The sequence below is a fragment of the Methylobacillus pratensis genome, from assembly GCF_054072455.1.
The window spans coordinates 138836-152315 of record NZ_JBSUSR010000005.1 but is presented as its reverse complement, the minus strand read 5'-3'; the positions used below and the strand labels follow the sequence as shown (position 1 = coordinate 152315).

Genomic DNA, 13480 nt, shown 5'->3' with positions numbered 1-13480 from the left:
GTCAGGCAAGTTCCTTTAGTAAATTCTTGATGAAGTCGGTACGGGGCAAAATGCCGGGGTATTGTACCGTAACCCTGAGCTTGTCCGGCCCGTTCATGCGGCAGCGGCGGTCGCGTTGCAGCAGCGTGATGAGCTTGGTCGGGTCGAGGTCGGTGCTCGGCGCGAAATGTAGCTGTATCGCGGAATCGCTGGCATCGATCTTGTTGATGCCCAACGGCTTGGCGGCAATGCGCAAGCGGTGGCAGGCCATCAATGCCTCGCCTTGTTCCGGCAGCAATCCGAAACGGTCGATCAGCTCTTCCTGCATCGTGTCCAGCTCATCGTCGTCGTTGCAATTGGCCAGGCGCTTGTAGAGCACTAGGCGTTCATGCACGTCCGGGCAATAGTCGTTCGGTAATAATGCAGGCGTATGAAGGTTGATTTCGGTGGTGACGCCGAGCGGGGCCGAGAGGTCCGGCTCCTTGCCTGCCTTGAGCTGTTTCACGGCATGGTTGAGCATGTCGGAATAGAGGGTGAAGCCGATTTCCTGCATTTCTCCGCTTTGGCTGTCGCCCAATAGTTCTCCCGCGCCGCGGATTTCGAGGTCGTGCATGGCCAAGTGGAAGCCGGCGCCCAGGTCTTCGAGCAGCTGGATGGCGTCCAGGCGCTTTTGCGCTTGCGGCGTGATGTTGCGGTCGGGGTCGGTCAGCAGGTAGGCATAGGCCTGGTGGTGCGAGCGGCCCACGCGCCCGCGCAGCTGGTGCAGTTGCGCGAGGCCGAACATGTCGGCACGGTTCATGATAATGGTGTTGGCCGTCGGTACGTCGATGCCAGTCTCGATGATGGTGGTGCACAGCAGCAGGTTGAAGCGCTGCTGGTAGAAGTCGCGCATCACGTGCTCCAGCTCGCGCTCTCGTAGCTGGCCGTGGGCGATGCCGATGCGGGCCTCGGGCAGGATTTTTTCCAGTTTTTCCTTCATGACGAAGATGGTGTCCACCTCGTTGTGCAGGAAATATACCTGGCCGCCGCGCTTGAATTCGCGCATGGCGGCTTCGCGGATGATGCCTTCGGAATAATGGGTGGCGAAGGTCTTGATCGCCAGGCGCTTCTGCGGCGGCGTGGCGATCACCGAAAACTCGCGCAGGCCTTCCATTGCCATCGACAAGGTGCGCGGGATCGGCGTCGCGGTCAGCGTCAATACGTCCACTTCGGCGCGCAGAGCCTTGAGCTGTTCCTTCTGCCGCACGCCGAAGCGGTGTTCCTCGTCGAGGATCACCAGGCCGAGGTTCTTGAACTTGACGTCTTTCTGGATCAGGCGGTGGGTGCCGATGACGATGTCGATGCTGCCGTCTTCCAGGCCCTTGAGCGCCTGCGCTTGTTCCTTTGCGGTACGGAAGCGGGAGATTTCGGTGATCTTGACCGGCCAGTCGGCGAAGCGGTCGCTGAAGTTGTTGAAGTGCTGTTCGGCCAATAGCGTCGTCGGTACCAGCACGGCGACCTGCCTGCCGCCCATGACGGCGACGAAGGCGGCGCGCAAGGCCACTTCGGTCTTGCCGAAGCCAACATCGCCGCAGACCAGCCTATCCATGGGGCGTCCGGACTGCATGTCGCCGATAACGGCCTCGATCGCGGCAAGCTGGTCGGCGGTTTCCTCAAACGGGAAGCCTTCGGCAAACGCCTCGTAGTCATGCAGGCCGAGCTTGAAGGCATGGCCTTTGCGCGCCGCGCGCTGGGCGTAGAGGTTGAGCAATTCCGCGGCAGTGTCGCGCACCTGCTTCAAGGCTTTTTTCTTGGCCTTTTCCCAGTGGCCGCTGCCCAGGCGGTGCAATGGTGCGGATTCGGGCGGGCCGCCGGAATAGCGCGAGATCAGGAACAGTTGCGATACCGGCACGTAGAGCTTGTCGTCGCCGGCATATTCGAGCAGCAGGAACTCGGTCTCGCCTTCGCCGAAGTCGATATTGACCAGACCTCGGTAGCGGCCTACGCCATGCTGTTCGTGCACCACCGGGTCATGCTCGCGCAGCTCGGAAAGGTCCTTGAGCATGCCTTCGGTATTGCGCTGCTTTTCCTTGTCGCGGCGGCGCTGCTGGCGGACGGTGTTGGCGTAAAGCTCGGCTTCGGTAATGACGGTAACGTCGTCCAGCCTGAAGCCGCCATGCAAGGGGCTGATGCCCAGCATGACGTGGGCGGTGCCGGCCTGGAAGCTCTGCCAGTCCTCGCAGGTGTCGAACTGGATGCCATGGTCGTTGAAAAGCTGCGCCATGGTTTCGCGGCGGCCCAGGCTTTCAGCTGCAATCAGGATGCGGCCCTTGAAGCGGCGGATATAGTCCTCCAGCTTATGCAGCGGTTGTTCGGAGCGGCGCTCCACTTCGAGCGCGGGCAGTTTCTTTTCCGCATCCAGGTTCAGTTGCAGCCTGGCCCAGGCATGGCTCTGGCTGAAGAACTCGTCTGCCTTGATCAGCAGGATTTCCGGCTTGAGGATGGGGCGCTCAGGGTCGTGCGCCAGCTGGCGGTAACGTGATTGCGCGTCGTGCCAGAAAGCCTGCGATGCCTGGTCTAGGTTGCCATGCAGGCACAGCAGGGCGTCTGGCGGGACGTAATCCAGCAGCGTCGCGGTCTGTTCGAAAAACAACGGCAGGTACCATTCGATGCCGCCGCTGGCGATGCCCTTGGAAACGTCCTTATAGATGCGGCTGCGCGAGGGGTCGCCCTCGAACACTTCGCGGAAGTTCTGGCGGAAGCGGGCGATGCCGGTTTCATCCAACGGGAATTCCTTGGCCGGCAGCAGGCGGATATCGGCCACCGGGTAGAAGCTGCGCTGGGTATCGACATCGAAGGTGCGGATGGTCTCGATTTCGTCATCGAAGAGATCCAGGCGGTAAGGCAGGGCGCTGCCCATCGGGAACAGGTCGATGAGGCCGCCGCGCACGCTGAACTCACCGGGGCTCATGACCTGGCTGACATGGTGGTAGCCCGCATCGGCGCATTGGCTGCGCAAGGCTTCGATGTCGAGCGTCTGCCCTTTTTTCAACAGGAAGGTATGGGCTGCCAGGTAGGCATTGGGCGGCAGGCGCAGCAGTGCGGTCGATATCGGCACGAGTACGATATCGCAACTGTTCTGGCTGATCTGGTACAGCGTCGCCAGCCGTTCCGAGATCAGGTCCGGATGCGGCGAGAAGTGGTCGTACGGCAGGGTTTCCCAGTCCGGCAGCAGGTGTACGCGCAACTGCGGCGCATACCAGGGAATCTCTTCCAGCAGGCGTTGCGCATCGAAGGCGTTCGAAGTGATGACGACGATAGGCGTCTTGGCCGATGCCTGTATGCGCTGGATGGAGAGTTGTGCTAGCGCCAGGCTATCGGTGCCGGGCGTGAGTGGATTGATCCGGTTAGTTTGGCCGGGTGCCGGGATGGGCAGGGAAAACTGCATTGCTTTGCCGTGACGTATTGAATAAACGGCTTATTATAGCCTTTTCACCTGCTGGGCAGGCTAATACCAGCGTCAGGCGTGATTGCGCGCGGCGGATATTCCAAATAGCACAAATGGCATTCCAGGCTGTCCGCTTGCGGACATGCCGGGAGCCGGGATTTGCAGGGTTATTTGCTGAGCAGCTTGGTGATTTGCGCTTCGGCAGCCGTCCAGTATTCCACCGGGCTGCCAGCGAAACTATTGCGTTCGGCAAGGAAGTAGGCGGCAACCTCCACCATGCGGTAGCGTTCTTCGGCGCTGATCTGGGTCACTGTATCGGTAAGCTTGGCCTTGCTCGTGCTGGCCTTCCTGGTAGTGGTGGTTTTCTTCGGCGCTGCCGGTTTTGCCGTCACAGCCTTGGGGGTTGCGGGTTTTTTTGCAGGGGTACTCTTGGGTGTAGCCATTTCGGTTCCTTTCTTGTGGTCGGGACTTCCATGCTGCTTGGGGTGGGAGGCGAAGGCGGTAACCTTCATCTCCCATCATATTAAACCGTTCCGCCTACCGTCAAGCCGTCTATGCGCAGGGTGGGCTGGCCGACGCCGACCGGGACGCTCTGGCCTTCCTTGCCGCAGGTGCCGACGCCGCTATCGAGCGCCATGTCGTTGCCGATCATGGACACGCGCGTGAGCACGTCAGGGCCGTTGCCGATCAAGGTGGCGCCCTTGACCGGGTAGGCGAGCTTGCCGTCCTCGATCATCCATGCCTCGGCAGCGGAAAACACGAACTTGCCGCTGGTGATGTCCACCTGGCCGCCGCCGAAGTTGGCGGCATACAGCCCCCTCTTCACCGACTTGATGATTTCCTCGGGCGCCATGTCGCCGTTGAGCATGTAGGTATTGGTCATGCGCGGCATGGGGATATGGGCGTAGGATTCGCGGCGGGCGTTGCCTGTGAGCGCCATGTTCATGAGGCGGGCATTGAGGCTGTCCTGGAGATAGCCGCGCAGGATGCCGTCCTCGATCAGTACGGTGCGCTGGGTGGGGTTGCCTTCGTCGTCGATATTGAGCGAGCCGCGGCGGTTGCTGATAGTGCCGTCATCGACCACGGTCAGGCCCTTGGCTGCGACCTGCTGGCCAATCGCGTTGCTGAATGCAGAACTGCCCTTGCGGTTGAAGTCGCCTTCCAGGCCGTGGCCGATGGCCTCGTGCAGCAGGATGCCGGGCCAGCCGGCGCCAAGGACGACCGTCATGCTGCCCGCGGGGGCAGGGCGCGCCTCCAGGTTCACCAGTGCTTGGTGCACGGCTTTTTGTGCGTAATCCTGCAACACCTCGTCGGTGAAATAGCTGTAGTCGAAGCGGCCGCCGCCGCCGGCGGAACCTTGCTCGCGCCTGCCGTTCTGCTCGGCGATCACTTGGATGGAGAGCCGCACCAAGGGGCGTACGTCAGCCGCCATGACGCCATCGTGGCGCGCCACCATGACCACTTCGTATTCGCCTGCGACCGAGGCCATGACCTGTGTGATGCGCGGATCCGCCTTGCGTGCATACAGCTCCAGGCGCTCCAGCAGCTTGACCTTGGCCTCGGCGCTTAGCGATGCAATGGGGTCTTGCGGCAGGTAGAGCTGGGGCGCGCTGATGCGCTGCACGGCCTGTCCCTGCTTTTCCTCACCGAGCGCGGCGATGGCGCGGGTGGCGGTGGCTGCCTGTTTCAAGGCTGCCAGGTTGATATCGTCGGAATAGGCGAATGCGGTTTTCTCGCCGCTTACCGCACGCACGCCTACGCCTTGGTCGATGCTGAAATTGCCCGACTTGACCTGGCCTTCTTCCAATCCCCAGCTTTCCGCACGGCTGTATTGGAAGTACAGGTCGGCGTAATCCACCTGGTGCGACATGATATTGCTGATGACGCCCTGCAAGTGGCCGACATCCAGGCCGCTAGGGTTGAGCAGGGCTTCTGTCGCAGTATGGAAATGCGAGTCGATGGCGGGGCTGGAGGCGGTCGGTAATGTATCGGGTTTCATGGCGGAACGTCTTCAAGGTTGATTGATACCATCATAACAGCCCGCCGGGATGGCGGAACATAAGTATTTTCTGTAAATGATGATCAAGATATTGAGCTGTTTGGCTGTTTTTCAAGCCAGGCAATTCACGTCACCGACAAAACTCAGTGAAGTGATTCTGACTAGCCGCTATGCCGCAGACAATACAAGCAGGTCCGCGGCATAGCAACAATTCCAGGAAGGTTTTGTATCTTTAAAACTTGCGGTGCTTCAATGCCGGCAAGCTCTTGCGCAGGCTCTTCAGGTAGGCGGTGTTGATGGAGGAGATCACGATGCCAGACCCGCGCGGCAGCCTGTCCTGCACCACGCCCCAGGGGTCCACGATCATGCTGTTGCCGTGGGTTTCGCGACCGGAAGCATGATAGCCGCCTTGGCCCGGCGCAATCACGTAACAGAGGTTCTCGATCGCGCGTGCCCTGATCAAGGTTTCCCAGTGGGCCTTGCCCGTCGTCTCGGTAAAGGCCGAGGGTACGGCGATGATGTCGACATCCCCCATGGCGCGGTACAGCTCGGGAAAGCGCAAGTCGTAGCAGATGGAAAGCCCAAGCTTGCCAAAGGGGGTGTCCAAGGTGACGACTTTGCTCCCGGGCTCTATGGTCTTCTTTTCCTGGTAGTGTTCCTGGCCTTTTTCGAAGCCGAACAAGTGTATCTTGTCGTAGCGCGCTACCTGCTTGCCCTTGTCGTCGTATACCAGGCAGGCGTTGCGGACCTTTTCCGGGTTGTCGCATTCCAGCGGGACGGAGCCGCCGATGATCCAGACCTGGTGTTTTTTTGCCGTTTTCGAGAGAAAGCGCTGGATCGGGCCGCTGCCCTCTTTTTCACGGACAGCGACCTTGTCGGTATCCTTGAGTCCCATGATGGCGAAGTATTCCGGCAGGGCGACCAGCTTGGCGCCCATGTTGACGGCAATCTCGATCAGGCGTTCCGCTTCGCTCAGGTTGGCGGCGACATAAGGCCCGGATGCCATCTGGATGGCAGCGATGCGGTTGATCCCGGGGATGGAGTTCTTGGTCTTGCTCTTGGCAACTTTTTCTCTTGATTTGATGGCCATGTGTTAGTTTCCGGACGGAGTACGAATTATCGGCTTGGTTTGTTGCATTTGTATGAGCTGCCAGTCACCTGCCCAGCGGCAGCGGCGCCTGGTTGGCATTGTCCCGCTTGCTGCTTGCCTTGATTTCCACCGGGTTGTCCCAGGTGCCGACGAACTCGTATTCCGAGGAGGCGATCTGGTTCAGCGGGTCCTTCAGCAGTTTCTGCGCGAGGTAGGTGGCGGCGCCCACGACAGGGCCGCCTGCAAGCGCCGCAATCGAGAGGCTGTCGCTGACATAGGGCGTCACCTTGACCTTGAGGTGCTGGGTCTCCTTCTGCAGGTCGGTTTCCCCGGTCATTTGCACCAGGGCGGTAGGGCCTTCCAGGCGGAAATCGTCGCTGCGCATGATGCCGTTGTCTATACGTACGTTGGCGCCGATCTTGTCGAAGGCAAAGCCGCTGCTGAACACGTCGCGGAAATCGAAAGTAAGGCGGCGCGGCAGGTTCTGCAATGTCAGCACGCTGAACAGGCGGCCGACGCCGGGCTGTATCTTGAGGATCTGCCCTTTGCGCACGTCGAGCTGGAGGTCGCCGCTCAGCTTGGTGGTTTCAAAGTCGTGCGGGCTGCCGGGCCACTTGAGCTGGCCGGTGAGGTTGGCGTTGCCGTCCTTGATGGCATTGGGGTAGCCGAAGCGTTCCAGCGTCTTGCCTACGTTGCTGATTTTCCAGTTGATGTTGAGGCGGGTGTTGGGGGAGCGCTTCCAGTTGTGCCATTCGCCATCAGCATTCAGCTCGCTTTCCGGGGATGAAATGCGCAGTTTTTCTATGCTCCAGTCATTGTTGTGCTCGTTGGCGAGCAGCTCCAGTTTCCCCAGCTGCTTGGCGCCATACTCGAAGCTCTCGGCGACGATGTCCAGCGAGGGATATTCGCTGACATTGCTTTGCTGGCTGAATTGGCCCTGCGTGCGCAACATGGCGGTATCCGGCGTCGAGGAGGGAATGCTCAGGCGTTTGAGGCGGGCCAGCACTTTGCCGCTGCCCTGGCTCAGCCACTGGATATCGCCGGTCATTTCCTTGCTTTGCGCCTGCATCTGCCAGCCGTCCTTGATCGCGGTGGCGGCCAGCTTGAGGTCGTTGATACGGCGGTCAAACACGTCCAACTTGTTGATATCGAGGTCTATCTTGCGGATGTCGACACTGTTGCCGGCTTGCTGTTTGCCGCCCTTGGTGCTGTTTGCCAGCTCCCGCCATTCGTCCACATCCAGGTGCTCGATCTTGCCGTGCACCGTGATGCCTGCCTGCTGGGCGAGGATGGGCGCTACGTTAAAGCCGATGTCTCCGCGCTCGATTTTCCAGTCGCCGTTGCCCTGCTTGCTGCGGGCGAACAAGGCGCCGAGGTTGTTGCCGTAGCTGATGCTAATATTGTCCTGGTTGGGATTGGGTTGCTTTTTCTCGATGCGCAGCGGCACGTTGTCGTTCATGGCCTTGTTGAGCGGGAAGGGCAGGCTCGACGTCATGCCTTGCAGGTTGGAGTCGATGGCGATATTGACGCCGGTAGGGCTGACATTGATCGTGCCGTTCCAGTCCGCGGTACCGAATATGCGGTCGAAGACGCCATTGCCGAAGCTGGAGCGCAGGCCGGCGTCGCTGACTTGTCCGCGTGCCGTGATGCGGACGGACTTATCCTTGCCCGAATTGAGGCTGACCTGTGCCGGGCCGCCGTATACCCAAGTGCCCAGGTTTTGGCCGCGTACTCCGTTTTCCGTGAAGTCCAGCTTGCCGTTGATGCGGCTCAGCGGCGGCGTGTCGTCGCTGGAGAGGCTGCCGTTGATGATGGTGTAGCTGCCCTTGACCTTGGTGGTGTTGACGTCATGCAGGGGAATCTGCAAATCCAGCGCCAGCTTGCCGTTGCCGCTGGTTTGCAGGCCTTGGGTGAAGCCGCCCGTGATCTCGACCAGCGGGCTGGAGTTGAGGTACTGGATGCCGTTGCTGATCGGGCCCTGGCCTTCGCTCACCACGCTCAGGAGCGGCTCGTGCGACGCCAGGTCCGGAATCACCACCTTGCTCCTGACCACTTGGGTGCCCAGCGTAGCGCCCTTGTTGGCGTTCAATTCCATGCGGTTGCCCTCGAACAGCATGTCGAGGGCGATATTCTCGATCTTCGGCCATTCCGGGGCGAACTTGAGCTCGCCGTCGTGAATCTTGGCCTTGACTTGGAACAGGCCGTTCTTGTTGCCGGCGAAAGGGAATTGGCGCAGGTTGCCCTTGATGACGACGCTGACGTCCTCGCTCTTGCCGCCCAGGATGGAATCGTCCAGCCATGACAGGGTATGCTCGCCCAGCAACAAGGGATAATAGAAGCGCGCATACTGGCCATCCACGCGGTTGAACTTGCCGATCAGCTCCAGCAAGCCGCCCTTGGAGGGATCGTGCTGGAAGCTGGCGTTGATGGCGCCCGCGAGATGCCGGTTGGCAATGTTGAGATTGCTGACGCGCACTTCCGGCTTGCCGTCGTTGGTTTTCCATTTCACCTGCCCGGTGAGCTTGTCCACCGGCAACGGCCAGCGCAGGATGTCCTTGAACTCAAGCTCCGCGTTGCGCGAGTTGAGCGTGAGGTTGCCGCCATCCTCGTCAGCGTTGATGGTGCCGCTCAATTGCTTGAAGCCGGGAATCTTCATGTAGGGCTGCATGCCCAGGTCGCTGAATTGCGTGCGCAGCTTGTATTTTTCCGGAAAGCCGCCATGGCTGGTCCATTCCAGGCTGAACTTGTGCAGGTCGCCCGCGGGCTTGATCTCTTCCAGGGCCTGTTTGAGCTTTTCCGGCAGTGGCAGGTGGGATGCTAGGAGGTAGGCGGAAGGCAGCGATATTTCATCCAGTGCGATGTTGCCTTCGAGCGATTGCTTTTCGCCCGCGTGCCGTTCACGCAACGCAACCTGGCCGTTCTGCATGTCCAGGCCGCTGGGCGTGACGATCTTGAGGTTTTCGGCCACCAGCTCCTGGCCGTCGTTGTGCTTGATCCAGGTCAGCCTGCCGGAGAGCTTCTCCAGCCTGGTTTCAGGCTGGTCCTGGATAATATGGCTGACGACATTGTGCAGGATCATGTCGCTCACGAGCTTCTTGGGTTCGCCATTGGCGAATTCCAGCCATGCACGCGTAGCGCCGTAGCCTTGGCGGATATCGATCAGGTTGGCCGGCAGCCATTGATGCCAGGCGGCGATATCGGTGCCGTCGGCGCTGGCATACAATGTGCCGCGCCAGTCGCCTGGCCTGCTGATGTCCTTGCCGTAGAGGTTGCCGCGTACATCGATCGGCCCGGAAGCCGCCACCGAAGGGACGGCCTGCAATCCGAAGCGGTGGTGGCCAACCAGGCTGCTCCAGGCTGGGTTTTCGATATGCAGGTTGAGTTTTTCCAGGCTCAGCGGCGGGGCTTGGCGCAAGTCGTCATGCCAGGTGATGCTGGCATTGCTCACATCAATGCTGGCCTGGCGCAGCAGCCAATTGGCGAAGTCCGGCTTGGACGGGCCGCCGGTTGCAATGCCGGCGATATAGACCGTGCCGTCCGTTTCCCGGCGGATGCTCAATGCCGGTTCGTGGATGACGAGCGAGCTGAGGCGCGGCTCCAGCAGGGCAATGCTCAGCCACGACACGCTGGCCTCGATATGTTGGAAAGAGAGCGCGACGCGCTGCTCGGCATCGTAAATATCGATGTCGCGCAAGGATAGATGCGGGTTCAATCCGCTCCAGCTTGCATGCAGTTGCTTGATGGTCACGGTCTGGCCCAATGCCTCGCTGACCTTGGCGGCAATGCGTTCGCGGTATTCGCCAATATTGGGCAGGATGAGGTAGCGCAGGCTGAGGACGATGATGGAGAATGCAATGATGGCGAACCATAGCAGGGCAAGGGTGGCGCGGTAACACCATAGCAGGGACTTTTTGACCATATTGTTTTATTGCACCATCATCGCCGGAATCCGCACGAATTGTGCCTGTGAGCAGCATGTTTTGAGTATGCCTAGAGTATTTCATCGGCACTGTAGTTGGTCAACGCTTGAAGGGCGAAAGTTGCCAGGATTGGCTTACAATAACAATTGTTGACAATATATTCCCTGCAAGCGTCTATCTTGCATAGGGTATGACCGAGTAAAAGTTCTTGATTCAGCTAAAAAACATCAAATTATACCGTGGAGTGAAGTGCCTGGTCGAAGGTGCAAGCTTCCAGCTTCATCCTGGCCACAAAGTCGGCCTGACCGGTGCGAATGGCGCAGGCAAGTCCAGCGTATTCGCCATGTTGCGCGGCGAACTGCACCCCGAGTCGGGCGAACTGGAAATCCCCGCCCACTGGACCATTGCGCATGTCGCCCAGGAAACCCCGGCGCTCGCCGATGCCGCGATCGAATTCAGCCTGGACGGCGACGTCGAGCTCAGGCAGGTCGAGGCAGCGCTACGCGAGGCCGAAGCGGCCGGGGAGGGCGAGAAGGTCGGCGAGTTGCATGCCCGCCTGGGCGAGATCGAAGGCTATTCCGCGCGTGCGCGTGCGGCGGAGCTGTTGCATGGCCTGGGGTTCGGCTCGGCCGACCTGGCCAGGCCGGTTTCCGATTTCTCCGGCGGCTGGCGCGTGCGGCTCAACCTTGCCCGCGCGCTGATGAGCCGCTCCGACCTGCTGCTGCTCGACGAGCCCACCAATCACCTCGACCTCGACGCCGTGATCTGGCTGGAAAACTGGCTCAAGGATTACCGCGGCACCTTGCTGCTGATCTCGCACGACCGCGATTTCCTCGATGCCATCGTCAACCACATTGCGCATATCGAGCAGCAGAAGCTTACGTTGTACCGCGGCGGCTATTCCGATTTCGAGCGCCAGCGCGCCGAACGGCTGGCGCAACAGCAGGCGAATTACGAGCGGCAACAGCGTGAAGTGGCGCACTTGCAGAAATATATCGACCGCTTCCGCGCTCAGGCCACCAAGGCCAGGCAGGCGCAAAGCCGCATCAAGATGTTGGAGCGCATGGAGCTGATCAATGCGGCACATGTGGACAGCCCGTTCAGTTTCAGTTTCCGGGAGCCGTTGGCCGCGCCAGATCCGTTACTGGTGCTGGACGAGGCCGATGCGGGGTATGATCAAACCGCCCAATCCACGCTGATATTGCAGCGCATCGTGCTGACCTTGCGCCCCGGCGAGCGGGTCGGGCTGCTTGGCCGCAATGGCGCAGGCAAGTCCACCCTGATCAAGCTGCTTGCCAATGCCATGACGCCCCTGCAAGGCAAACGGGTGGAAGGCAAGGATTTACGCCTGGGCTACTTCGCCCAGCACCAGCTCGAACAACTGCGCGCCGACGAATCGCCGTTGCAGCACATGCTGCGCCTGGACCCCGAGACGCGCGAGCAGGAGCACCGCAACTACCTCGGCGGTTTCGATTTTCGCGGCGACATGGCCACCAGTGCGGTCGGCGCGTTTTCCGGCGGTGAAAAATCCAGGCTGGCATTGGCATTGCTGATCTGGCAGCGTCCCAACCTGCTGTTGCTGGACGAGCCGACCAACCATCTCGACCTGGAAATGCGCCATGCCCTGACCATGGCCCTGCAGGACTACCAGGGCGGCATGGTGCTGGTTTCGCATGACCGAGCCCTGCTGCGCGCCACCTGCGACCGCTTCCTGCTGGTCGCGGACGGCAAGGTGCAGGAGTTCGACGGCGACCTCGAAGATTACCGCAACTGGCTCAATGAGCAGCGCCTGCGTGACAAGACCAAGGAAGAAAAAACCAGGCCCGAGGCGGCGCCCAATGCACGCGCGCAGAACAAGGCGGAACGCCATGCAAGGTTGCAGGAACGCAGGCCATTGCTGAAAGAGCTGGAGCAGATAGAAAAGAAAATGGCCGCCTGGCAGCCGGAAAAGAACCAGCTGGAACAAGCCTTGGCCGCGCCCGAGCTATACCAGGAAGCGGACAAAACCCGCCTGCAAACCCTGCAGAAGCGCCAGGCCGAGCTGGAGCAGCAACTGACCAATGCCGAGGAGCGTTGGCTGGGCCTGCACGAACAGCTCGAAGCCTTGCCTGAAATCAATTAGTGCACTGTCCCGTCAATCACTTGCATATGAAAGCGTGCATTCATCCCCCTGCCGGCGTTGCAAATCCGCGCGATAGCAACGACTATCGCTTTGGTTTGCGCCTTGCCAGAAGAACGAATGCGTCGCTTTCATTTCATGCAAATATTGACGGGACAGCACACTAGACGCCGCCACAAGAACCACGAAGGAAAACCATGGAAATCCAATATTCCCAAAGGCTCAGCCTGACTTACGCCTTGTGCCTCAACGAGGCGCGCACTAATGCAGGCGAGCCGCCCAGCACCAATCTGGAAGATTATGATGTTCTCGAAGCCTCGACTTATCTGGCCTGTTACATTACTTTCCGCGTGATCCAGCAGGCCGGCCGCTCGCCTGCCGACGAGCGCGTGGAAAACTTCGACATGCTGGCTGTGTACCAGGCGTACGCGATGCTGGCCTATACCTACCTGACGCTGCCGTTGGGGGACGAAGGCATTGAGCCTGACTATAAGACGGCCGCTATCACTATTGCGCGATCATTGTTTGCCGAGCTGGAAAACGAGGAACTGGCCGAAATCATCGAATCGGGCAACCATAAATACCAGCTGATAGGCGATGCCGAAGCCGAGCACTGGATGAATTACCGCCAGGATATCGAGAAAGTGCTGATGGCCTTCGTGATCGCCGCGACGGATGAAGAAGCGCCATTCGACAAGGAGGAGTTGGTGCCGATGCTGGGGGCGTTGCTCAGTATGTTGTGTGAGGCGTTTGCGAGCGAGTAGAGGCAGGTCTTCTTGCTGGACCGTTGAAAGGCTATATGGATTGAAGCAAGCGAATTATTCCCATCCGTAAATTTTAGGCGGTCTAAATTATCATGCCTGGCTTGTTGATATTGAAACCACTAGAAGTTGCATTGACTTAGCTCTAGCTCATCAAATACGATGCAACTGTCTAAATATAGTTA

The 13480-nt window shown here is 59.9% G+C and carries 7 protein-coding genes; 2 read left to right on the top strand and 5 right to left on the bottom strand.

The window, feature by feature from the left end:
- Position 1: 1 nt before the first annotated feature.
- The 5 genes from mfd to ACW4YW_RS11640 all read right to left on the bottom strand — a co-directional run bounded on the left by mfd (position 2) and on the right by ACW4YW_RS11640 (position 10414).
- Complete coding sequence (gene mfd / locus ACW4YW_RS11660; protein WP_457137699.1) at positions 2–3406, bottom strand: transcription-repair coupling factor; 3405 nt, start codon at positions 3404–3406, stop codon at positions 2–4.
- A 167-nt stretch (positions 3407–3573) separates the two neighbouring features.
- Positions 3574–3849 carry a DUF2934 domain-containing protein gene (locus ACW4YW_RS11655; RefSeq protein WP_457137698.1) on the bottom strand — a complete coding sequence of 92 codons (276 nt, stop codon included), beginning with the start codon at positions 3847–3849 and terminating at the stop codon, positions 3574–3576.
- 80 nt (positions 3850–3929) lie between these two features.
- A complete protein-coding gene (tldD, locus tag ACW4YW_RS11650) occupies positions 3930–5405 on the bottom strand; it encodes a metalloprotease TldD (protein ID WP_457137697.1) in 1476 nt (491 codons plus the stop codon).
- 232 nt (positions 5406–5637) lie between these two features.
- Positions 5638–6495 carry a carbon-nitrogen hydrolase family protein gene (locus ACW4YW_RS11645; protein WP_457137696.1) on the bottom strand — a complete coding sequence of 286 codons (858 nt, stop codon included), beginning with the start codon at positions 6493–6495 and terminating at the stop codon, positions 5638–5640.
- A 64-nt stretch (positions 6496–6559) separates the two neighbouring features.
- The gene (locus tag ACW4YW_RS11640; protein ID WP_457137695.1) at positions 6560–10414 is read right to left on the bottom strand and encodes a YhdP family protein; all 3855 of its coding nucleotides are present in this window, start codon (positions 10412–10414) and stop codon (positions 6560–6562) included.
- A 209-nt stretch (positions 10415–10623) separates the two neighbouring features.
- On the opposite strand from ACW4YW_RS11640, the gene ACW4YW_RS11635 reads away from it, so the two are divergent.
- Positions 10624–12537, top strand: coding sequence for an ATP-binding cassette domain-containing protein (locus ACW4YW_RS11635; protein ID WP_457137694.1), 1914 nt, complete (start codon positions 10624–10626; stop codon positions 12535–12537).
- 194 nt (positions 12538–12731) lie between these two features.
- The gene (locus ACW4YW_RS11630; protein ID WP_457137693.1) at positions 12732–13298 is read left to right on the top strand and encodes a hypothetical protein; all 567 of its coding nucleotides are present in this window, start codon (positions 12732–12734) and stop codon (positions 13296–13298) included.
- Positions 13299–13480: the final 182 nt, after the last annotated feature.